This is a genomic window from Hydrogenophaga sp. (genome assembly GCF_036675665.1).
Taxonomy (GTDB): domain Bacteria; phylum Pseudomonadota; class Gammaproteobacteria; order Burkholderiales; family Burkholderiaceae_C; genus Hydrogenophaga.
Window position 1 is genome coordinate 36,421 of sequence record NZ_JAKFEO010000030.1, and the last position, 20,328, is coordinate 56,748.

Genomic DNA, 20,328 nt, shown 5'->3' on the forward strand with positions numbered 1-20,328 from the left:
CTCAGACGGCGCCGGTCGGGTGCGTGGGGTCCACCCACAGCACCTGCTCGGGCTTTTCCACCGGCTCGATGTCCAGGTTCACCGCCACCGCCTGGCCGTCGCTGCGGCACAGCACGCACTCCAGCACCTCGGTGGCGCTGGCGTTGATCTCCTGGTGCGGCACGAAAGGCGGCACATAGATGAAGTCGCCTGGCCCGGCCTCGGCGGTGAATTCCAGATGCTCGCCCCATCGCATGCGCGCCCTGCCTTTGACCACATAGATCACGCTCTCCAGCGGGCCGTGGTGGTGGGCGCCGGTCTTGGCATCGGGGTGGATGGTGACGGTGCCGGCCCAGAGCTTCTGCGCCCCCACGCGCGCGAAGTTGATGGCCGCCTTGCGGTCCATGCCCGGGGTCGAGGGCACGTTGCCATCCAGCTGGTTGCCGGGCACCACGCGCACGCCGTCGTGCTTCCAGGCCGGGGCGTGTTCGTGGGGATGGTCGTGATCGTGTGACATGGCGTGTCTCCGGGGCGATGGAAGGTTCAGTGTGCCACCGCGCTCAATGCCCGAAAATCAGGGCATTGAATCGCCCCTGTTGGAGAAACCGTTTTGCCCTTGCCCCCACCCCAGCCCCGCACCCCCATGCACACCCGCCGCGTTGAATACCGCGGCTTCCATCGCGATGACGGCTTGTGGGACATCGAAGGCACGCTGCACGACAGCAAGCCGCACGACTTCGAGATCGAGGGCGAGCGCCGCTGGGCGGCGGGAGAGCCGGTGCACCACATGCACATCCGCGTCACGGTGGATGAATCGATGGTGATCCGCGAGATCGCGGTGGCCATGGACGCCCATCCGCACGGCCCGTGCCCCGAAGCCATGGTGCCCATGCAGCGCATGGTGGGTGAGGTGCTGGGCAAGGGCTGGCGCCACACCATCCAGCGCCACCTCGGCGGCATCCAGGGTTGCACCCATTTGCGCGAACTGCTGTTCAACCTGGCCACCGCCGCGTTCCAGACCCGCTCGGCCTCGTTCGCACCCCCGGCCGACGGCAGCCCGCCGCCTCACCTCGGTCAGTGCCTGGCCTGGGACTTCAACGGCCCGGTGGTGGAGAAGGTCCACCCGGTGTTCTTCCGCTGGCAGCCACCGGCACGGGCCTCGTAGCCGAGGTGACGCAAATGGGGGAGTCCCTATGCGACTTTTTGGACGTCATCGCTGACCGCCGAGATTGAGCATGACGACGCCGGCAGCCACGCAAACCAGGCCCAGCGCCTTGACAGTGCCCATGTGCTCCCCGAAAAACGCGATTCCAACCAGAGCAGTGGCTGCCGTACCGCTTGCGGCCCAGACTGCATAGGTGATTCCCATGTCGAGCTGCCGCATGGCAACAGCCATGAGCCAGATTGCAAGCGCGTAGCAAGCAGCCGCTGCGCCCGACGGGAGGAGTCTGGAGAAACCATCGGAGTACTTCAGCGCGACGGTTCCGACAACTTCTGCGATGACGCTGATTGCGACCAGCAGCCAGGCCAACAGGCTTGGGTTCATGAGGCACCTCCTCCGGACTTGCGCGTTTGTCACTTGTACCGAGTGACACGAGCAGTGCGGTGGAGCGGTACCTGCAGAAGGTTTTCAGTGTAGCAAGGCGGCGGACAGAATGGACTGGCGTCAGGCCTCCCTGCGGGCTGGCTCGCTCTGGTGCAGGAACCTGGTGCAGAGATCACGCGGCGGAACTTGAGCACTGACCCACGTTTCCGCGGTGATAGGCGCCGTGAGGCCGGCGACGTGGTTCACGTACCAGGCATCCGTTGTCGCGACATCGCTGCGCAGCTGGCTCAGCGATGGGGTCTCCTTGGTGTTGGTTGCGCCAAACTTCAGAATTTCATGTCCGGATCTGGCGAGCCAGGTTGTCCAGGTTCGCGTGAAATGCTCCCCGGCGTCCACGCAGGTGTGGCGCAAACCATGGGGAAATTGACATGAAGTTGCTGATCAATGGAATCCCGACGGCGTTCGTGCAGGGCCTTCGTGAAGGAGGGCTGGATGCGAACGGGCAAGCGCCAGTGGTTCGAACAGCCGAGGGTGCTGGCAATCCCTGCCGTCACTGTCTTGGATTGATTGCGCCGGGTGAAGACAAGCTGGTCCTTTCATACCGTCCCTTTCCGGTCGCGCAACCGTACGCGGAGACGGGTCCGATCTTTCTGCATGCGAGTGACTGCATGCGCTACGAGAGCGATCAACTGCCGTTCTGGTTCTCATACCTGCAGCCGGCCCTCGTGCGCGGATACGACCGGAACGACTGGATCGTGTACGAGACTGGCGAAGTCGTGGAGGGCACGGAGCTTGAACAACACTGCCGGAGGATTCTTGAGCGTGAAGACATCGAGTACGTTCACATCCGGTCCAAGTTCAACTGCTTTCAGTGCCAGGTGGAACGAGGCTGACGCGCCGAGAGCGCGGGACGAGAATGGCGCCGCCCGTCGTGGCGGGACTTCTGTGACGGTTAAACGAGCACGTCGCGGATGGATGCGTCCTTGTCGAACTGAGCCTTGGCGAAAGGGCAGAGCGGGACGACCTTCGTGCCTGTGGCGCGAACCCAATGGACAAGAGCGTCGAGCAGCTTTCGACCAACGCCCTGGCCGCCGAGCGAAGCATCGACCTCCGTGTGGTCAACAATGATCATGGACGGGTTGGTGCGGCTGTAGGTCATCTCGGCAAGGCACTGACCGTCCTTCTGAACATAGAAGGCGCCCTTCGCGCCGCTGTCCTGGTGTTCGATGAGGTATTCCATTGGAGTGGGTCCGGTTGAGTGGGAGGGTTGGACAACACCGTCAGTCAACGATGAAGATCTTTGCCCCAGTTTCTGTCCTGGATCGGTGAGGCTCGGCGTTGTCGGCAACCTGGTAGCTCATGCCTGGCTTGAGCGTGAAGGTTCTTCCATCTGCCAGTTCGGTGTGGAGTTCCCCGTCGGTGCACAGAAGAATGTGGCCCTTCACGCACCAGTGATCCGCCAGGTAGCCCGGCGTGTATTCGACCATTCGAACCCGGATGGATCCAAAGTGGCACGTTTGCCAGTAGGCCTTTCCAGTATCACCTGCATGTTCGGTCCGGGGGATTGAGGCCCAGTCTGTCGTTCCGAACGGGATTCCTTGCATTTCCACAGTGTGTGTCCTTTGTGCTTTCACGCCGAGACGTGCCGACGGGCCAGCGACGCCAGACAGGTGGATTGCCACGAGAACTCGGGTTCGAAGGACTCACGATCCGCCACGGCGCCATAGCCGCCTTGCCCATAGACCGCCGCATAGGCAGCGTACTCGGCGGCCTGGCATGCCTTGCCCGCGAGCGCGTTGGCCACCGCATAGGTCGCCGACACGGCGGCGTGGCCACACCCGTCAATGGACTTGGAGCCCTGATGTTGGTTTGCGAGGTGAGCGGCCTGCGCCGCGAGGTGTTCGAGGTGGGCTCGATCGACAGTGCCGTCGAGGTACTGGCCCAGACCCGAGAGGCACGCCAGGACCGCGGGCTCTTCCAGAAGATGCTTCACTCGCAGCGTGCAGGCGTAGCCAAACTCAAGTCGCAAACGCTCATGGACGGAAGAGTCGAGGTCCAGTTCCCTGGCGAGGCGATCGAGGGCTTCGTTCATGGATATCTCTGCGACGGCTGGTTGCGAGGCCAGACGTAATGTATCCCGTGGAAGGCGCAACAGCGGTGCTTGACACCGCCCCGCCCGCTCGCGTGAAATGCCGCCGTGGTTTCACCACAGGAGGCGGAACGATGAACAAGAGAACATGGCTGCGGGCGCTGCTCGCGGGACTGGGCGCGCTCGTGTTGCTGGCCGCCCTCGCGCTCGGTCTGGGCGTGCTGCTGGCCGAGCGCAAGATGCAGCGCACCGTCAGCGTGCAGGTGCCCACTGTCGCGCTGCGCGATGACGCGGCCTCGGTCGAACGCGGCAAATACCTGTTCGCGTCGCGTGGCTGCGTGGACTGCCACGGCAGCGCCGGCACCGGTCGCACCTTCGTGGACGACGGTGGTCTGGTGATTGCCGGCCCCAACATCACCACCGGGCCCGGCGGCGTCGTGGCCGCCTACCAGCCGGTGGACTGGGTGCGCGCCATCCGCCATGGCGTGAGCCCGCAAGGCCGCCCGCTGATGATCATGCCCAGCGAGGACTACAACCGCTTCACCGACGATGACCTGGCCTCGCTCGTGGCCTACGTGCGCTCGCTGCCGCCCGCCAGCGGACAAGGCGCGGTGGTGAAGCTGCCGCTGCCGGTCAGGGCGCTCTACGGGTATGGCGCCATCCTCGACGCGGCCGCGCGCATCGACCACACGCTGCCACCGCAACAACCCGTGCCCGAGGGCGTGACGCTGGCGCACGGAGCCTATGTGGCCAACATGTGCATCGGTTGCCACGGCGTGGGGCTGGTGGGGGGCAAGATTCCCGGCGGCCCACCCGACTGGCCGCCCGCCGCCCAGCTCACGCCCGGCGATGGCAGCGTGATGGGTCGGTACCTGAGCGCCGAGGCCATGATCGCGATGTTCCGCAGCGGCAAGCGGCCCGATGGCACGGCGGTGCAGGTGATGCCCTTTGAGTCGCTGCGCGAGATGAGCGAAACGGATCTGCGGGCCCTGTATCTGTATTTGAAGGCCTTGCCGGGGAAGGGGTGAGGCCAAACCCAAAGTGGACGCCCAATCGATGGATGGCTAAGCCGCACTGTTGCCCTGTCTGGGAGGGAGTTCCGTGGGGTCGCCCAGCGAGAGGTTGAGAGCAACGGCCTCATGGACCAACCGGATCACGGTTGCTCGTTCGAGGGGCGTTCCTTCAACGAGCTCGAGCGTGGCCATGGTGTATTTGCCGCCAGGACGAAGCCTCGGCTCGATGTGCCGCAGATTCTTGCCGCGCCAGAAGCCGAAGAGCACGCGGTGATCCTCGGCGCGAATGAGCAACACGGGCCCATTGACCAGATACACGAGATGACCCCACTTGACCGTCTCGGTGATCTGCGGGGCTGCGCCCACAACAGCGGCGCGCAGCGCCTCCACGTACGTGCGCTGCCAACCATCCAACGACGCGACGTACCCGTCTGGTGTGGACGCAGGAACGGACTTTTTCATGGGCGCGGCAGTTTTGAGATGAGGCTCGTCTCGGCCGAAGGCTTGGGCCTCACTCGATGCGCCACACCATGGGGAGCGCGTACCGACCGGGTGGAAGTGGGTCTTCGGCTTGGGTACTGACCGAGGCGATGCATTGGTTCAGGTGCGCCAGAGCGGCGCGGTCCAGTGTCTGATGCCCGCTCGATCGAAGAAGGCCTGGGTTCTGAATCGGCCCTGCGGCGGCAACGGTGAATGCGACGACGGTCTGTCCTTCTTGCTCGTCCCGCAGAGCTGCAACCGGGTACGCCGGCTGTCGCCTGAAGCAGGCGCCCAAGGGAGATGCCGCGACCATTCGAGCCGCGGCAGCACCTGTTGGTGTTGCCGCTTGTGAGGCATCGGCGGTTGGCGCAGAGGCCTGCCCTTGTGCTGAAGCGTGACCTGCGAGCGCAGTGACAAGAAGTGCAATCGGGATGCGTGACATCGGAACCTGTTCGTGGGGCCTGGCGAATGAAAGGGATTTCCTCTTCCCCGGCGATCCGCGAAGTTGGCGGGCACGGCAAGGCGGTTGCCTCAAGTATCGAGCGTGTAGATCTTCGCCGTGGCGCGCTCTTCGGCGCTGTACCCTGCAAACAGTCTGTCCCATTCAGCCCCCGCAGCGCCCACCGTGGGTACCCGGTCCATGATCATCGCGGTCACTTCTTCGGTATTGGCATCCAGCTCGGCGACCTGCTCCCGATCAGGAAGAAGCAGTTTGGCGATCGGACCTTCCGGCGCTGCAATGACCACCAGATACTTCGTTACCGCACGATGCTCGGCTTGCACATGGGGCGTCGGCACTTGGCCACCAAATACTTGGCTCATGACTTGTCTCCAATGCGTCGTTGGACGCTGAGTGCATTCTGCACCTCACATCCGAAAACGGCGTTGCGACTTCACCCCACCACCGCCGCATACACCAGGTTCCGCATCATTGACCGGTAATGCACCCGCTGGTTCGGCGCCTGCGCCATGAAGATGGCAAACAGCTCCTGCGCCGGGTCGACGAAGAAGTGGGTGCCGCCGATGCCGCTCCAGTGGTAGGTGCCCACCGAGCCCGGCACGGGCGCCACACCCGCCTCGGTGCGCACGGCAAAGCCCAGGCCGAAGCCGTGGCCGGGGGGCAGCAGCGGGTTGTCGGCGTGGTTGATGGCGCTGCCGAGATGGTCGGCGGTCATCCAGGCCAGGGTGTGCGGTGACAGCAGGCGCTGGCCGTTGAGTTCGCCGCCCTTGAGAAGGCATTGCAGGAAGCGCGCGTAGTCGTGCGCGGTGGACATGAGGCCGCCGCCGCCCATTTCGAGCGCGGGCACTTCGCGTGGGTCGTGCATGGCCATCTGCACGCCGCCGTCGGGGTCGTGTTCGAAGGCCTCGGCGATGCGGTGGTGCTGCGCGGGTGGCACGAAGAAGGCGGTCTCCAACATGCCCAGTGGCTGCAGGATGGTCTCGCGCAGGAAGGCGCCCAACGGCTGGCCGGTGACCACCTCGATCACGCGGCCCAGCACATCGGTGGCGCGGCTGTAGGCCCAGGCCGTGCCGGGCTGGTGCGCCAGCGGCAGTGCGGCCAGGCGCTCGCACAGTTCGGCATTCGTCTGCTGGCGGCTGCCCAGGCCGGCCTGCGCGTAGAGCTGGTTCACGTGTTCGTTGCCGGTGAACTCGTAGGTGAGGCCGGCCGTGTGGCGCAGCAGATCCTGCACGGTGCTCGGCTGCATGGCGGGCACCAGCGACACGCCCTGCGGCCCGTGCACCGCGACCTGCTGCTGCAGGAAGCCGGGCACGTACTGGCCCACCGGGTCGCTCAGCAGCAGCCGGCCCTGTTCCACCAGCATCATGGCCGCCACCGAGACGATGGGCTTGGTCATGGAGTAGATGCGGAAGACCGCGTCCGTGCCCATGGGCGCTTCGTGCGCCGGGTCGAGCCGGCCCACGGCGGTGTCGAGCACCACGCGGCCGCGCCGTGCAATCAGCACCGCCACGCCAGGCAGGCGACCACGGTTCACGTCGCGCTGCAGCACCTGCACGATGCGCTGGGTACGTTCGGGGCACAGCCCCACCTCGGCCGGCGCGGCGGTTGGCAGTCCGTGCGTGGTCATGCCGAAACCTCGGCGCAATGCGCTGCGGCGCTCATGCGCCGTAACGCTGGCGGGCGAGAGCGGCACCCTTGGCCAGCGCGTCGAGCTTGGCCATGGCCACCGCGCGGCTCATGGGCGCGAGGCCGCAGTTGGTGCAGGCGATCAGGTGCTGCTTCGGCACGTACTGCAATGCCAGGCCGATGGTGTCGGCCACCTGCTCGGGTGTTTCGATCACGTCGCTGGCCACGTCGATCACGCCGACCATCACGTCCTTGCCTTCGAGCAACTGCATCAGCTCGGGCGGCACATGCGAGTGGAAACACTCCAGGCTGACCTGCTGGATGCTGCTTCTGGCCAGCGCCGGAAACACCTGCTCATACTGGCGCCACTCTTCCCCCAGCGTCTGCTTCCAGTCCACGTTGGCCTTGATGCCGTAGCCGTAGCAGATGTGGACCGCCGTGGTGCAGGTGAGGCCGCGCGCGGCCACTTCGAGCGCGGCCACGCCCCAGTCGGACGCGTCCTGCATGTAGACGTTGAAGGCCGGTTCGTCGAACTGGATGATGTCCACGCCATCGGCCTGCAGCGCCAGCGCTTCCTGGTTGAGCAGCTCGGCGAAGGCCATGGCCATCTTGACCTTGTCACCGTAGAAGCGGTCCGCCACGGTGTCCACGATGGTCATGGGGCCGGGCAGGGTGAACTTGAGTTTCTTTTTGGTGTGCGCGCGCGCCAGTTGCGCCTCGAAGGCGTGTACACGGCCCTTCAGGCGCAAGGGTGCCACCACCTGCGGCACCTGCGCGTCGTAGCGGTTGTTGCGGATGCCCATCGTCACCTTGTGCTCGAAGTCGATGCCCTCGACCTGCTCCACGAAGCCGTGCACGAAATGCTGGCGCGCCTGCTCGCCGTCGCCGATCACGTCCAGGCCCGCGTCTTCCTGCGCCTTGATCCACAGCAGCGTGGCGTCGGCCTTGGCCTGCTGCAGCTCGGCGCCCTGCGACTTCCACTGCGGCCAGAGCTTTTCGGTTTCGGCCAGCCAGGCCGGTTTGGGCAGGCTGCCTGCGATCGCGGTGTCGAACATGGTGTCTCCGGGTGTTGTGGGTGGCTCCGGAATCTTACTCAGCCCATGGCGTTGTCGCTGTCGCGGGGGCTTGGCCCCCCCGTTGTTCTCAGCGCGGCGCCACGCGCTCGGCCAGCGCGCGCAGCGCCACCAGCTGCTCGCCGATGAACTTGGCCGTGGTCTCGTCGGTCAGTTCGCCCTCGGCGTTGAACTTGCTGCCCGCGTGGCTGATGAAGACCTCGGGCTTGTTGAGCGTGAAGGCGTTCAGGAACACCATCACCTGGCGCAGGTGGTACTGCACGCGGGCGGTGCCCACCGGGCCGGGGCTGGCGCCGAGGAGGGCCACCGGCTTGCCGTCGAACGGGGGCGCGGGGGGACGCGACATCCAGTCCAGCGTGTTCTTGAGCACGCCGGGGATGGAGAAGTTGTACTCGGGTGTGGCGATCAGCACCGCGTCGGCGGCGGCGATCTTTGCCTTGAGGGCGCTCACGGAAGCCGGTTCACCGGCCGCGCGCACGTCCTCGTTGTAGAGCGGGATGTCGGCGATGTCGACGATCTCGATCGCCATGCCTTCTGGCGCCAGGCGCTGCGCGGCGCGCAGCGCCATGGTGTTGGTGGAGCTTTTGCGAAGGCTGCCCGAGATGGCAACGACTTGAAACGTCATGGGGTGTCCTGAAAAAGAAAAAACGGGATTGGGGCCTGTGAACAGGCCCTAGTCGAGCGAGATGTTGGCCGCGCGGATCAGCGCGGTCCAGCGCTCCACATCGCGCTTGAGCATCGCAGAAGTCTGCTCCACGCCGATGGTGAGGGGTTTTCCGCCGGCCTTGGTGAAGACCTCGCGCAGTTCGGGCTCGGCGATCACCGCGGCCAGCTCGGTGCGCAGGCGCTGCAGGGCTTGGGGTGGCGTGCCGCGCGGCGCGAAGAACCCGAACCACGACTCCAGGTCCAGCCTGGCCACGCCGGTCTCGTTGAGGGTGGGCACGGTGGGTTGCAGCGCGTTGCGCTCGGCACCCGAGACGGCGAGCGGGAACACCTTGCCCGACTCGATGTGGGCGCGCGTGGTGGGCGTGAGATCGAAGAACATGTCGACCCGGCCACCGAGCAGATCGGTGTACGCGGCCTGCGCGCCGCGGTAGGGCACGTGGGTGATTTCCACGCCGGCAAGCTGCCAGAGCGCGGCGGCCAGCACGTGTTGTCCCGAGCCGTTGCCGGCCGAGGCGCAGGTCAGCTTGCCGGGGTTGGCCTTGGCGTGGGCCACCACCTCGGCCAGCGTCTTGAACGGCAGGTCGGCACGTGCGATCAGCGTGTAGCTGTAGCTCACCGCCAGACCCACGGGTTCGAAGTCGCGCAGGCTGTCGTACGAGAGCTTTTTGTACAGGCCCATGTTGAGCACCATGTTCGACACCGAACCGGTGAGCAGCGTGTAGCCGTCGGGCGCGGCCTTGGCCGCCGCGTCGGTGCCGATCAGCGTGCCCGAGCCGGTGCGGTTTTCCACCACCACCGGTTGGCCCAGGCGCCTGGCCAGGCGCTCCCCCAGCGCACGCGCCACGAAGTCAAAACCCCCGCCGGGCGGCTGCGGCACGATCACGCGCAGCGCGTGCGAAGGGAAGTCGGCCTGCGCCCAGGCCGAGGGAGTCAACGCGCTGAGCAGGCAGGCGGCGGGGAGGGCGCCCACCAGGTGGCGGCGCGAGGTCGAGAAGGTGTTGTTGTCGTGCATGTCTGTCTCCTGTCTTGTTGTGAAGCGAACCGGCGGGTGCGTGACTCAAGCAGGGTTGATCTCCCGCTCCAACGGCCCACCGGCCAGCCAGGCCGCGCCCCGGAGGTAGAGCGCCTGCACCTCGGGACCCTTGAGCATCGGCATGTCGAGCTTGACCGTGTAGCCGATGCGGGTCTGGATGTAGGCCAGGTGGCGGTAGCCCTCGGGGAAACCGGCCAGGGCCTGTTGGTCGAGCGAGAGTTGCGCCGCCGGGTCGACCGCGTCGATGCGATCCTTCTCGTAGATCGGCTGGCGGTGCAGCAGCTTCCACTGGCCATCGACCTTCACCACGAAGTCGTAGAAGCGGCCGGTGCACACCACGTCGCACAGCACCGGGCCGTGTTCACCCTCGACCATGCCGCGCTGAGAGATGGTCATCTTGGTCTGCGCGATGGCGCGGTCGCCCGCCACCTCGATGGCCGAGCCACCCAGGAAGTGCAGGATGCTCACGCCCTTGGACCAGCCCTCTTGCGTGACGCGGATGAAGTCGGCAAACGGGCCCTGGAACCAGGTGGCCATCATCACGCCCTTCGGATGCCAGACGGTGGCGAAACGGTGCCAGTCTCCAGCGTCGCGCCACACGGCCCATCGCTCCACCATCTGCCGGATCAGCAGTTGCTCGTTCAGGTCGTCGTTCATCGGGTGTCTCCTCGTGTGTGATGGGTGCATGCGGCGGCGCGCACGCAGGCCCGGACCGACGCCGGGCGTGGGCGCACTCTATGTCGATCACAACGAGGAATGAACCCCCGGGCTGGAAATCAAATTTGCAGAAACTGCAAAACCAGGGGTGCAGCGGTGGAGCGTGGGGGCACGAAGATCCGGCGCCGGGCCGCCCCAAGGCGGATCAGCCCCCTCGGGGGGCAGCGACCCGCGCAGCGGCGGAGCGTGGGGGCACGAAGATCCGGCGCCGGGCCGCCCCAAGGCGGATCAGCCCCCTCGGGGGGCAGCGACCCGCGCAGCGGCGGAGCGTGGGGGGCACGAAGATCCGGCGCCGGGCCGCCCCAAGGCGGATCAGCCCCCTCGGGGGGCAGCGACCCGCGCAGCGGCGGAGCGTGGGGGCCAGAAGCTCTTTAGACGGCGCTGGTTTCGCGGTCGCTCAGGGTCACCAGCAACTGGATGATCTCGGCACATTCTTCCTCGATGCGCGCGATGCGCTGGGACACGGCGGGCGACAGGCTTTTCTGGTCGGTGTGGCGTATCGACTCGGTCTGCTCCAGGATGGCCGACATGCGCTCGAACAGCTCCGAGGTGATGTCATCGGCGCTGGTCGCGCGCAGGACAGGGTTCGCGGGCACGACCGCAGGGACACTGACTGCGCTGGCCTTTTTGGGGAGCGGAGGGAACTCCGCGAAGATCTGCGTTTCCGCAAAACCGTTTTCCAGCTCAACCCGGGAGTGGCCGGGGGGTTTGGGACCCCTGGGGTCGGACACCTGCGCGGTCTTGCTGGTGAAGTCGCCTTGGGACGAAAAACTCAGTTCGATCGACTCAACGTCCTGGTTCAGCAGCTGATCCACCCGCTCGCGCACTTCCTCGCGGTTGATCGGCTTGTGGAAGAAGTCCACCGCACCGAGTTCCATCGCACGGCGGCGGTAGCTCTCCTCGGTGTGTGACGTGACCATGATCACCTGGGTATCGCGTGTGGCGGGGTTGTGCAGCATGCGCTGCATCACCTCGTAGCCGCTCAGGTCGGGCATGTCGACGTCGATCAGCATCAGGTCGGGCCTGTGCGCCTCGAGCTTCTTCAGGGCATCTTCACCACGCACCGAAAAGTACAACTGGGCGCAGTCCATCAGCGTGCGCGCAAGCACATGCACCATGGTCGGGTCGTCGTCGACGATCAGCACCCGGCGTCGATCGGGCATGGCTTGGGAGGTGGAAGTGTTCACTGGTTGCTCCAGTTGGGTGATGGTGTGATGTTCCGTGTTTCCGCGCCACGGCAAACCCCGGAAAAGCGGCACCGACCACCCGCAGATCCCCGCATCGGCGTCCCGATCGCCGCAACTGGCCGGTGGTGCTGCCGCTTATCAAGGGCTTGCCTGCGGGCATCGGCAAGACACTTGGGTGTCCTGCCCCTCAGAGATCGCACCCATGAACTCAGACCTGCCTCCTCCCCAGCGCACGCTGGCCAGCTTCAGCCTGACCGTGGCGATCGTGTGCCTGGGTCTGGTGGCCAGTGTCCTGGGAGCCGGGTCCCTGGCGCGCCGCGTGCAGGCCGATGCCCAGTCCGAGTTCGCGCGCAAGAGCGAGCTGATCACCACGGAGGTCACCCAGCGCCTGTCGGCCTCGGTGTACGGGCTCAAGGGCGCGCGCGGGGCCTATGCGGCCAGCGCGCAGGTGGACCGCCGGGAGTTCAAGGCGTTCGTCGATTCGATGGATCTGCAGCGCGAGTTCCCCGGCAACCGGGGCTTGGGCCTGGTGGACCGCGTGCAGCGCACGGAGCTGCCCGCCTACCTCGATCGTGTGCGTGCGGGCGATTCGCCGGGGCTGGTGTTGCGGCAGTTCGGCGACAAGCACCACGACACGCTGTACATCATTCGCTACGTCGAGCCCGAGGTGCTGAGCCCGGGCTCCATGGGCGCCGACGTGGGCAGCGATCCTCGGCCGCGGGCCGCGATCGAGCACGCCATTGCCAGTGGTGAGACCACGCTCAGCCCCGCCGTGCCCTTGGTGCGCGATGGCCAGACCTCGCCCGGCTTCTTGATGTTCTTGCCGGTCTACGCCGCTGGAAAGCTCCCCTCCACCGCGGAGGAACGGGAGGCCCAGCTGCTCGGTGTTCTGTATGCGCCGCTGATTGCCCGCGATGTGCTGTCCGGTGTCACCGCCGTCACCGAAGACCTGGTCACGTACCAGCTGTATTCGGGCAAGGGCGAGCCTGCGCAGGAGAACTGGATCGCCGGCGTCCACGTCATCGAAGGCGGCAGAGGCATCACCCGCACCAGCGAGCCCCGGCTCGCACCGCCCGCCACGTACAGCCAGCAACTGCGCTTTCAGGTGTATGGGCAGAGTTTCATCCTCCACACCAGCAGCACATACGCCTACGAACAGTCGATCACGCAGCTGCCCGCTTTCGTGGTGCTGGGCGTGGGCATTCTGCTCACCCTGGCGCTGGCCTGGATGTCGACCCAGTCGGTGCGTGCGCGTCTGAGAGCCGAGGCGCTGGCGCGCTCGATGACGATCAACCTCGAACGGTTGGCGGTGGTGGCACAACGCACGTCCAACGGGGTCGTGATCACGGACACCCAGCGCCGCATCACCTGGGTCAACGACGGCTTCGAGCGCATCACCGGCTACAGCATGGGTGAGGTGATGGGACGCCGCGCCGGCGAGTTCGTGCAATTCGAAGGGACCGATGGGCGCGAGCTGAAGCGCATCCGGGAGACCCTGGACGCGCGCCTGCCGTTTCATGGGGAACTGCTCAACCGCAGCAAGGCCGGACGCGAGTACTGGATTGAACTGGAAATCCAGCCGCTGAAATCCGACGCGGGTGAATTCATGGGATTCATGGCAATCCAGAGCGACGTCACCGAGCGCCGCCAGAACGCAGAGGCGCTGCAGTCGAGCCAGGCCTTCCTGGACCGCACCGGGCGCATCGGCGGCATCGGCGGCTGGGCCATGGACATCGCGACACGGCAGATCCGATGGACCGATCAGACCTGTCGCATCCACGACCGGGAGCCGGGACACCTGCCGACGTCGAAGGAGGCCTTGTCGTACTTTGCGCCCGAGGCCCGTCCTCTCATTGAGGCCGCTTTCAGAAGAGGTTTCGAAACCGGCGAGGCATTCGATCTGGAGTTGCCCATGGTCACCGCCAAAGGCCGCGCCATCTGGGTGCGCGCGTTGGGCGAGCTGGATGTGCGTGATGGCGTGGCACGGGGCCTGGTCGGCGCGATCCAGGACATCACCGCGGCCAAACAGTTGAAGGAAGCGATGGAGCGCAGCAACGAGCTGCTCACCAACGTGATCGAAAGCCTGCCGTGCGCGCTCAGCGTGATCGGCGCCGACGGCGTCCTGATGGTGGCCAACACCGACTTCGGCCGCCTCTTTCGCCTGCCTGCCCACCTGTGCCAGCCCGGTGTGAGCCGCTTCGAGGACATGGTTCGCTTCAGTGCCGAGCAGGGCGACTACGGCCCCGGCGATGTGGAGCAGCAGGTGCGCGAGATCATCCACGCGGCGGTCACCGCTGGCCGCAAGCAGCAGTTCGAGCGCACCATGCCGGGCGGGGAAGTGATCGAGCTGCGCCGGGGCCAGCTGGACAAGGGCGGCTTCGTGACCACCTACGTCGACATCTCCGCGCGCCGCGAAGCGGAAGCGCAAGCCCGCCGCTCCAACGAGCTCATGTCCAGCGCACTGGAAGTCACGGGCGCCGGCGTGGTGATCTTCAACGCCGACGACGAACTGGTGTTCTGCAACGACCGCTACCGCGAGCTCTACAGCGAGATCAACGACCTGCTCAAGCCGGGCGCGAAGTTTGAAACCATCGTGCGCGCCAGCCTGGCCCTGTACGAGCCGCCCGGAGCGCGTGGGCGCAACGAGGAGTGGGTCGCCGAGCGGGTGCGGGACCACCGCCAGGGCGGCGACTGGGAGCGCCGCATCCCCGACGGCCGAACGCTGCGCGTGGTCGAGCGCGCCATGCCCGACGGGCACGTGGTGAGCTTTCGCTTCGACATCACCCAGGTCATCCAGGCGGCGGAGGTGGCCGAGGCGGCTTCGCGCTCCAAGAGCCAGTTCCTGGCGAACATGAGCCATGAGATCCGCACACCGATGAACGCCATCCTGGGCATGCTCTCGCTGCTGCAGCGCACGGGGCTCACCTCGCGACAGCTCGACTACACCAGCAAGACCGAGAACGCGGCGCGCTCGCTGCTCGGCTTGCTCAACGACATCCTGGATTTCTCCAAGGTCGAGGCCGGCAAACTCACGCTGGACCCCCATCCCTTCGAGATCGATCGCCTGTTCCGCGACCTGGCGACGGTGCTCTCGGCCAGCGTGGGCGAGAAGGAAATCGAAGTGCTGTTCGACATCGACCCCACCGTGCCGCCGGTGCTGCTGGGCGATGCGTTGCGCCTGCGCCAGATCCTGGTGAACCTGGCGGGCAACGCGATCAAGTTCACCAATTTCGGCGAGGTGGTGATCTCGCTGCGGGCGCGGCGCACCAGCGCCACGCAGGTGATGCTGGACGTGGCCGTGCGCGACACCGGCATCGGCATTGCTCCGGAGAACCAGGCCCGCATCTTCGAGGGCTTCACCCAGGCCGAAGCCACCACCACACGCCGCTTTGGCGGCACCGGCCTCGGGCTGGTGATCTGCCAGCGTCTCGTGGCCCTGATGGGCGGCGAGCTGGCGCTGGACAGCGAGCTCGGTCGCGGCACGGTGTTCCGGTTTTCCGTTGCGCTGGAGGTGCCTGCGCTGCTGCAGGAGGAGCGCGACCCCAGGCCCGGTGCGCCGGCGCTGGATGTGCTGATCGTGGACGACAACGACATTGCGCGCGACACGCTCGCCGTCATGGCGAAGGCCAACGGGTGGCGGGTGGAGGTGGTGTCCAGTGGCGAAGCGGCCATCGAATGCCTGGCGCAGGCCCGCCGTGACGGGCGGCGTTTTGATGCCGTGTTCATGGACTGGCACATGCCGGGTCTGGACGGTTGGGAGTCGGCGCGCCAGCTCAAGTCGCCGCCGCTCAGCGAAGCCCTGGACCTGCTGATCATGGTCACGGCCCACGGCCGCGAACTGCTGGAGAGCAAGGACCTCACCGAAAAGAGCCTGCTCGACGGTTACCTGATCAAGCCCGTGACAGGCTCCATGCTGGTCGATGCCGTGAAGGCGGCCCGCGATGAGCGGGACGGCGTGCTGGCGCCCGCCGCCCGCGCGCAACGCCGCGGTGTGCTGGAGGGCGTTCGCATCTTGCTGGTGGAGGACAACGAGACCAACCAGCAAGTGGCCTGCGAGCTGCTCGCCGGCGAGGGCGCGCGCATCACGGTGGCGGGCAACGGCCAGATCGCGGTCGACATGCTGGCGGCCGACAGCGACGCATACGAGTTGGTGCTCATGGACGTGCAGATGCCCGTGATGGACGGCTACACCGCCACGCGCTGCATTCGCGGAGAGCTCGGCCTGAGCGCGCTGCCCGTGATCGCCATGACCGCCAACGCCATGGCCGGCGACCGCGAAGCCTGCCTGCAGGCGGGCATGAACGACCACGTGGGCAAGCCGTTTGACCTGGCCCAGTTGCTGCGGACCCTTCGACAGCACTTGCCGCACACCCTCGATCCCCAGGCGCCTGCGCTGCCGCCGCCCGGTCAGGGGCTCGCACCCGCGGCCTGCGAGGTGCCCGCTGCCGCGCAGGCGCTGGCCGACATGCAGGGTGTCGAACTGCAGGCAGCGCTCAACCGCCTGGGCGGCAGCGCCAAGGCCTACGCCCGCTTTCTGGAGCGCTTCATCGACGACCATCCCCGCCAGCTCGACGAGCTGCAGACCGGCCTGGCGGCGGGCGACTTCAAGTCGGGCGCGCGCGTGGCCCACACCCTCAAGGGGCTGGCCGGCACCTTGGGCATCACATCCCTGGTGGAGCACAGCTTCCGGGCCGAGAAGGCGCTGGCGGCCGCACGCACGGCCACCCACGTGGATGAGCCCCTGAAACCGCTGATCGAATTCAGCATGGACGGTCTGGTGGCGCTGCTCGCCGCGTTGCGCGTACCGCTGTCCGAGCCGCAGGGCGGGGAAACAACGCCGACCAGGCGGCTGGCCGCCAGCCACGCCCTGCGCGACCTGCACATCCTGGTGGTGGACGACAGCGACATCCAGCTGGCCGTGACGCGCCATCAGCTGGAGCAGCTGGGGGCACAGGCCACCTGCGCCGCTTCGGGTGAACAGGCTTTGGTGCACCTGAGGCGCTGGCCCCAGCGCTTCGACGCCGTGTTGATGGACGTGCAGATGCCCGAGATGGATGGACTGCAAACCACCCGGCGCATCCGTGACGAGCTGGCGCTGGCGCACCTGCCCGTGATCGCCTTGAGTGCCGGCACGCAGACCGAAGACCGCGACCAGGCGATGGCCGCGGGCATGAACGACTACCTCAACAAACAGCTCGACCCTGAACAGCTGCAGGGCGTGTTGCGCGAGCACATCGAACGTGCGCGCGGCACGTCGCTGGTGGTGCTGGACGATCCGGTGCCGCCAGCATCCGGGTCGGCGCCCGTGGCCGCCGCCGGGCCCTGGGATGCCGTGACCTGCGTCGATCACCGCGCCGCGCTGGAGCGCATGGGTGGTGACCAGGCGCTGTTCCTGAGCGCCTTGCGCCGCATGGTCGAGGAGTTTGGCCCGCTGCGGCACGAACCACCACCCGCCGGGCTGGACGAAGCCCGGCGCACCGCGCTGGCCTCACGCATGCACAAGCTCAAGGGCGTCGCGGGTCTGGTCGAGGCGCGGCAGGTGTACACCGTGGCGCGCGGGCTCGAAGATCTCTTGCGCGCGCAGGCGCCCGAGAGTTCGGTGGTCTTGCTGTGGCCGCCGTTGCGCGCGGCCATGGCCGAACTGGAAGACCTCACGCAGGAGCTGTGTGCCCAGGTCGTGGTGCCAACGCCGGCCGAGCACGACGTCGCGCCGATCGGTGACGAGGCGCTGGCCGCGTTCCGGTTGATGCTGCTGGGCCAGGACCTGGATGCGTTGGCGTTTTTTGCCGAGCACCAGGCCGCTCTGGCCCGGCGGCTCGGCGCGGAGGTGGTGCAACGCATGGAGAGGCTGCTGGACGCGCTGGACTTCGAGGCCGCGGCCGAACTGATCGGGCAGGCCAGCACCGTGTGATGGCTGGCCCTGCGGGGCCAGGTCTGCCGCGGGGTTGTGGCGAAACGGAACAACCCGCCGTCAGGGAAAGTCCGGGCGTGTGGGCGCCCTCGCGACGGGTCATGATCCTGCGCTTGCACGCTGCAGCGCGCCACCACCAGGAGACACCCATGACCGCCGCACCCACGCCAGAGCCGGCTTACGCCCGGGGCGCCACCACCCCCGCCCTGCTGGAACTCACCGTCGGCCAGACGCTGGCGCAAACCGCCGAGCGCTTCGGCGAGCGCGAGGCCCTGGTGGTGCCGCACCAGGGCGTGCGCTGGACCTGGAGCGAACTGCTGCGCCGCACCGACGCGCTGGCCGCCGGCCTGCTGGCGCTGGGCCTGCGACCCGGCGACCGCGTGGGCATCTGGGCGCCCAACTGCGCCGAATGGACGCTGATGCAGTTCGCCACCGCGCGCGCCGGGCTGATCCTGGTCAACATCAACCCGGCCTACCGCGCCAGCGAGCTGGTCTACGCGCTCAACAAGGTGGCCTGCACCGCGCTGGTGATGGCGCCCGCGCTCAAGACCAGCAACTACATCGACATCCTGCGCAGTCTGGCGCCCGAACTGGACAGCAGCCCGCCCGGTGAGCTGGCGTCCGCGCAACTGCCCCACCTGCGCTGGGTGGTGCGACTGGGCGACGGGCGTACGCCGGGCATGCTCAACTTCAACGACGTGGCGGTGCGGGCCGGGCCTGAACACGTGAGCCAGTTGGACGGCATCGGGCCCACGCTCTCGCCCGCCGACCCGATCAACATCCAGTTCACCTCGGGCACCACCGGTTTTCCCAAGGGTGCCACGCTCACCCATCGCAACATCCTCAACAACGGCTTCTTCGTGGGCGAGGCGATCCGCCTCACGCCGGAGGACCGGCTGTGCATTCCCGTGCCGCTGTACCACTGCTTCGGCATGGTCATGGGCAACCTGGCCTGCCTCACCCACGGCTGCACCATGGTCTACCCGTCGGAAGCGTTTGATCCGGCGGCGGTGTTGCAGGCGGTGCAGGCCGAACGCTGCACGTCGCTCTATGGTGTGCCCACCATGTTCATCGCCGTGCTCGACCACCCGCAGTTCGCCGCCACCGATCTCGGCAGCCTGCGCACCGGCATCATGGCCGGCTCACCGTGCCCGATCGAGGTGATGAAGCGCGTGGCCTCCTCCATGAACATGCGCGAGGTGACCATCGCCTACGGCATGACCGAGACCTCGCCGGTGTCCACGCAAAGCGCGGTGGACGACCCGCTTGAGCGTCGTGTGTCCACCGTCGGGCGCGTGCAGCCGCACCTGGAGGTGCAGATCGTGGACACCGATGGCCAGCGCGTGGCGCGTGGCGTGGTGGGCGAACTCTGCACGCGCGGTTATTCGGTGATGCAGGGCTACTGGGCCGACCCCGACAAGACGCGCGAAGCCATCGACGCCGAGGGCTGGATGCACACCGGCGACCTCGCCACCATGGACGACGAGGGCTATGTGAACATCGTCGGGCGTTTGAAGGACATGGTGATCCGCGGCGGCGAGAACGTGTACCCGCGCGAGATCGAGGAGTTCTATTACCGCCACCCCAAGGTGCAGGACGTGCAGGTGGTCGGCGTGCCCGATGTGCGTTATGGCGAGGTGCTGTGCGCCTGCGTGGTGCTCAAGGCCGGGCAGAGCGCCACCGCCGAGGAGCTGCAGGCCTTTGCGCAGGGGCAGATCGCGCACTACAAGGTGCCGCGCTACATCGAATTCGTCGACGCCTTTCCGATGACCATCACCGGCAAGATCCAGAAGTTCCTGTTGCGCAAGGCGATGGTGGAGAAGCTCGGGCTGCAGGAGATCGCCACGGCCTGAGCGCCGCGCGGTAGGACTTTCGACCGGTGTGGCGGGGCGCCGGGCAGGGAGTTGTGTGATCCATTACCCAAAGCGTCCCTCAAGTGGGGGGCTTCGGTTACCTTGAGTAACAGCGACGAACAACAACAACGCAAGCCCCACGAGCACCCCATGTCCTTGAACTCCAGACCACCCCCGGCCACCCGCGCCCGTTCCGTGTTGACCTGCCCGGCACCGCGCCCATGATCCGGCTGGCCCAGACCTCACACGGTGACTTTCCGGTCCGCGTGGTGGTGGGGCGCATTCTGTCGGTGGCGGAGCAACCCGCGCCGCCCGCTGCGCACACCGACGGTCTCACCGGCCTGGCCTGCACGCACCTGGTCATCGAGCACGACCACCAGGTGCGGGAACTGGCACTGGTGCATCTGCAGCCGCTGGACATCCTGCCCCACCGCAGCCTCACCATCGTCACCGGCTGCGAGGTCGAGCGTGAATGGCCGCTCTACATCTACAGCCCGAGCGACAAGAACCACCGGCGCTTCGACGAGCACATCGGGTGGTTTCTGGGCAATCAGGGCGAGGCGCCGCTCAGCGAGGCCGACCAGCGGGTGATCTGGTCGGCCATCCTGCTGCAGGTCTTGCCTGGCGGAACACGCTGATCGCGTCGAGCAAAAGAAAGGGGCCGCTCGGCCCCTTTCCTGTTGCTGCCTGGTGCG

20 protein-coding genes are annotated in these 20,328 nt (G+C 66.9%); 6 read left to right on the forward strand and 14 right to left on the reverse strand.

The genetic code is table 11. The features are described from left to right. Position 1: 1 nt before the first annotated feature. Positions 2-496 carry a cupin domain-containing protein gene (locus V6M63_RS10590; protein ID WP_332741579.1) on the reverse strand — a complete coding sequence of 165 codons (495 nt, stop codon included), beginning with the start codon at positions 494-496 and terminating at the stop codon, positions 2-4. Between the two features lie 126 nt (positions 497-622). On the opposite strand from V6M63_RS10590, the gene V6M63_RS10595 reads away from it, so the two are divergent. Next, positions 623-1,144: a DUF2889 domain-containing protein gene (locus V6M63_RS10595; RefSeq protein ID WP_332741581.1), complete on the forward strand. Its 522-nt coding sequence runs from the start codon at positions 623-625 to the stop codon at positions 1,142-1,144. A gap of 45 nt (positions 1,145-1,189) precedes the next feature. Here V6M63_RS10595 and V6M63_RS10600 read toward each other — a convergent pair whose 3' ends face one another. After that, positions 1,190-1,525 (reverse strand): DMT family transporter, encoded by a 336-nt coding sequence (locus V6M63_RS10600; protein WP_332741583.1) that lies wholly within the window; start codon positions 1,523-1,525, stop codon positions 1,190-1,192. A gap of 428 nt (positions 1,526-1,953) precedes the next feature. Here V6M63_RS10600 and V6M63_RS10605 point away from each other — a divergent pair, with 428 nt between their 5' ends. Next, positions 1,954-2,418 carry a DUF1203 domain-containing protein gene (locus V6M63_RS10605; protein ID WP_332741585.1) on the forward strand — a complete coding sequence of 155 codons (465 nt, stop codon included), beginning with the start codon at positions 1,954-1,956 and terminating at the stop codon, positions 2,416-2,418. Between the two features lie 59 nt (positions 2,419-2,477). Here V6M63_RS10605 and V6M63_RS10610 read toward each other — a convergent pair whose 3' ends face one another. The 3 genes from V6M63_RS10610 to V6M63_RS10620 are packed head-to-tail and all read right to left on the reverse strand — an operon-like array spanning position 2,478 to position 3,617. Next, complete coding sequence (locus V6M63_RS10610; RefSeq protein ID WP_332741587.1) at positions 2,478-2,765, reverse strand: GNAT family N-acetyltransferase; 288 nt, start codon at positions 2,763-2,765, stop codon at positions 2,478-2,480. A 40-nt stretch (positions 2,766-2,805) separates the two neighbouring features. Beyond that, positions 2,806-3,135, reverse strand: coding sequence for a DHCW motif cupin fold protein (locus V6M63_RS10615; RefSeq protein ID WP_332741589.1), 330 nt, complete (start codon positions 3,133-3,135; stop codon positions 2,806-2,808). Between the two features lie 20 nt (positions 3,136-3,155). Continuing rightward, positions 3,156-3,617 carry a hypothetical protein gene (locus V6M63_RS10620; RefSeq protein WP_332741591.1) on the reverse strand — a complete coding sequence of 154 codons (462 nt, stop codon included), beginning with the start codon at positions 3,615-3,617 and terminating at the stop codon, positions 3,156-3,158. Positions 3,618-3,748: 131 nt separating this feature from the next. Between V6M63_RS10620 and V6M63_RS10625 the strand changes: the two genes are divergently transcribed. After that, positions 3,749-4,642: a c-type cytochrome gene (locus V6M63_RS10625; protein WP_332741593.1), complete on the forward strand. Its 894-nt coding sequence runs from the start codon at positions 3,749-3,751 to the stop codon at positions 4,640-4,642. Between the two features lie 36 nt (positions 4,643-4,678). Here the strand turns inward: V6M63_RS10625 and V6M63_RS10630 are convergent, their stop codons facing one another. The 9 genes from V6M63_RS10630 to V6M63_RS10665 all read right to left on the reverse strand — a co-directional run bounded on the left by V6M63_RS10630 (position 4,679) and on the right by V6M63_RS10665 (position 11,869). Then, positions 4,679-5,089: a DUF1801 domain-containing protein gene (locus V6M63_RS10630; RefSeq protein ID WP_332741595.1), complete on the reverse strand. Its 411-nt coding sequence runs from the start codon at positions 5,087-5,089 to the stop codon at positions 4,679-4,681. Between the two features lie 49 nt (positions 5,090-5,138). Further along, complete coding sequence (locus V6M63_RS24560; RefSeq protein WP_442909573.1) at positions 5,139-5,711, reverse strand: TonB family protein; 573 nt, start codon at positions 5,709-5,711, stop codon at positions 5,139-5,141. After that, entirely contained in the window at positions 5,639-5,929 is a 291-nt protein-coding gene (locus V6M63_RS10635) for a hypothetical protein (RefSeq protein ID WP_332741597.1), read from the reverse strand. Before V6M63_RS10635 ends, V6M63_RS24560 begins: the two co-directional genes overlap by 73 nt. Before the next feature lie 71 nt (positions 5,930-6,000). Beyond that, a complete protein-coding gene (locus V6M63_RS10640; RefSeq protein ID WP_332741599.1) occupies positions 6,001-7,194 on the reverse strand; it encodes a serine hydrolase domain-containing protein in 1,194 nt (397 codons plus the stop codon). 31 nt (positions 7,195-7,225) lie between these two features. Then, positions 7,226-8,248 (reverse strand): methionine synthase, encoded by a 1,023-nt coding sequence (locus V6M63_RS10645; protein WP_332741601.1) that lies wholly within the window; start codon positions 8,246-8,248, stop codon positions 7,226-7,228. An 88-nt stretch (positions 8,249-8,336) separates the two neighbouring features. Next, entirely contained in the window at positions 8,337-8,891 is a 555-nt protein-coding gene (locus tag V6M63_RS10650) for an NADPH-dependent FMN reductase (protein ID WP_332741603.1), read from the reverse strand. Between the two features lie 48 nt (positions 8,892-8,939). Beyond that, positions 8,940-9,944, reverse strand: coding sequence for a Bug family tripartite tricarboxylate transporter substrate binding protein (locus V6M63_RS10655; RefSeq protein ID WP_332741605.1), 1,005 nt, complete (start codon positions 9,942-9,944; stop codon positions 8,940-8,942). A gap of 45 nt (positions 9,945-9,989) precedes the next feature. After that, positions 9,990-10,622: a nuclear transport factor 2 family protein gene (locus V6M63_RS10660; protein WP_332741607.1), complete on the reverse strand. Its 633-nt coding sequence runs from the start codon at positions 10,620-10,622 to the stop codon at positions 9,990-9,992. A 431-nt stretch (positions 10,623-11,053) separates the two neighbouring features. Beyond that, positions 11,054-11,869, reverse strand: a complete 816-nt coding sequence (locus V6M63_RS10665) for a response regulator (RefSeq protein ID WP_332741609.1) — start codon at positions 11,867-11,869, stop codon at positions 11,054-11,056. Positions 11,870-12,071: 202 nt separating this feature from the next. On the opposite strand from V6M63_RS10665, the gene V6M63_RS10670 reads away from it, so the two are divergent. The 3 genes from V6M63_RS10670 (at position 12,072) to V6M63_RS10680 (ending at position 20,271) form a co-directional block, all read left to right on the forward strand. Beyond that, positions 12,072-17,780 carry a response regulator gene (locus tag V6M63_RS10670; protein WP_332741610.1) on the forward strand — a complete coding sequence of 1,903 codons (5,709 nt, stop codon included), beginning with the start codon at positions 12,072-12,074 and terminating at the stop codon, positions 17,778-17,780. A 149-nt stretch (positions 17,781-17,929) separates the two neighbouring features. After that, positions 17,930-19,633, forward strand: a complete 1,704-nt coding sequence (locus V6M63_RS10675; protein ID WP_332741612.1) for an AMP-binding protein — start codon at positions 17,930-17,932, stop codon at positions 19,631-19,633. Between the two features lie 221 nt (positions 19,634-19,854). Continuing rightward, complete coding sequence (locus V6M63_RS10680) at positions 19,855-20,271, forward strand: hypothetical protein (protein ID WP_332741614.1); 417 nt, start codon at positions 19,855-19,857, stop codon at positions 20,269-20,271. Positions 20,272-20,328 lie beyond the last annotated feature (57 nt).

Bases quoted from the DNA above. Each gene is read 5' to 3' on its own strand.
- V6M63_RS10625 (WP_332741593.1), top strand. From the start codon at position 3,749: ATGAACAAGAGAACATGGCTGCGGGCGCTGCTCGCGGGACTGGGCGCG.
- V6M63_RS10670 (WP_332741610.1), top strand. From the start codon at position 12,072: ATGAACTCAGACCTGCCTCCTCCCCAGCGCACGCTGGCCAGCTTCAGC.
- V6M63_RS10660 (WP_332741607.1), bottom strand. From the start codon at position 10,622: ATGAACGACGACCTGAACGAGCAACTGCTGATCCGGCAGATGGTGGAG.
- V6M63_RS10595 (WP_332741581.1), top strand. From the start codon at position 623: ATGCACACCCGCCGCGTTGAATACCGCGGCTTCCATCGCGATGACGGC.
- V6M63_RS10635 (WP_332741597.1), bottom strand. From the start codon at position 5,929: ATGAGCCAAGTATTTGGTGGCCAAGTGCCGACGCCCCATGTGCAAGCC.
- V6M63_RS10620 (WP_332741591.1), bottom strand. From the start codon at position 3,617: ATGAACGAAGCCCTCGATCGCCTCGCCAGGGAACTGGACCTCGACTCT.
- V6M63_RS10650 (WP_332741603.1), bottom strand. From the start codon at position 8,891: ATGACGTTTCAAGTCGTTGCCATCTCGGGCAGCCTTCGCAAAAGCTCC.
- V6M63_RS10645 (WP_332741601.1), bottom strand. From the start codon at position 8,248: ATGTTCGACACCGCGATCGCAGGCAGCCTGCCCAAACCGGCCTGGCTG.
- V6M63_RS10600 (WP_332741583.1), bottom strand. From the start codon at position 1,525: ATGAACCCAAGCCTGTTGGCCTGGCTGCTGGTCGCAATCAGCGTCATC.
- V6M63_RS24560 (WP_442909573.1), bottom strand. From the start codon at position 5,711: ATGGGACAGACTGTTTGCAGGGTACAGCGCCGAAGAGCGCGCCACGGC.
- V6M63_RS10605 (WP_332741585.1), top strand. From the start codon at position 1,954: ATGAAGTTGCTGATCAATGGAATCCCGACGGCGTTCGTGCAGGGCCTT.
- V6M63_RS10630 (WP_332741595.1), bottom strand. From the start codon at position 5,089: ATGAAAAAGTCCGTTCCTGCGTCCACACCAGACGGGTACGTCGCGTCG.
- V6M63_RS10680 (WP_332741614.1), top strand. From the start codon at position 19,855: ATGATCCGGCTGGCCCAGACCTCACACGGTGACTTTCCGGTCCGCGTG.
- V6M63_RS10640 (WP_332741599.1), bottom strand. From the start codon at position 7,194: ATGACCACGCACGGACTGCCAACCGCCGCGCCGGCCGAGGTGGGGCTG.
- V6M63_RS10655 (WP_332741605.1), bottom strand. From the start codon at position 9,944: ATGCACGACAACAACACCTTCTCGACCTCGCGCCGCCACCTGGTGGGC.
- V6M63_RS10610 (WP_332741587.1), bottom strand. From the start codon at position 2,765: ATGGAATACCTCATCGAACACCAGGACAGCGGCGCGAAGGGCGCCTTC.
- V6M63_RS10675 (WP_332741612.1), top strand. From the start codon at position 17,930: ATGACCGCCGCACCCACGCCAGAGCCGGCTTACGCCCGGGGCGCCACC.
- V6M63_RS10590 (WP_332741579.1), bottom strand. From the start codon at position 496: ATGTCACACGATCACGACCATCCCCACGAACACGCCCCGGCCTGGAAG.